Below are 445 nucleotides of genomic sequence, written 5' to 3'. Positions count from 1 at the left end.
CGGCCGGCGGCACGACCGACCTTCTCGGCAGAATTCTGGCCGAGCGGCTGGCCGTGCGGCTCAATGGCAAGTTCATCGTCGAAAATCGGGCGGGCGCGGGCGGCAACACCGGTGTCGCTGCCGTCGCGAGGGCGCCGGCCGACGGCTATACGCTGACCATGGGCACGGTCTCGACCCATGCGATCAACCCGGCCGTCTACAGCAAGATGCCCTTTGACCACATCAAGGATTTTGCGCCGATCTCGCAGGTGGCGAGCGTGCCGAATATCCTGATGGTCAATCTCGACCTGCCGGCGAAGTCGGTACCGGAACTCATCGAACTGCTGAAGAAGAACCCGGGCAAATACTCGTTCGGCTCGTCCGGCGCCGGCACCTCGACGCATATGGCAGCCGAGTTGTTCAAGGTCGCGACCGGCACGGATATGGCCCATGTACCCTACCGATC

Annotated in this window: 1 protein-coding gene; it reads left to right on the top strand. The window is 63.6% G+C overall.

What is annotated here, in order from left to right:
• The coding region (locus AC1DRP_RS36885; RefSeq protein ID WP_476771185.1) for a Bug family tripartite tricarboxylate transporter substrate binding protein at window positions 1-445 on the top strand (445 nt) is incomplete at both ends.

The sequence above is a fragment of the Allobosea sp. 01N443 genome (genome assembly GCF_056399325.1).
Note: the sequence above shows the minus strand (reverse complement) of the source record. Positions and strands in the feature narration are given on the sequence as shown.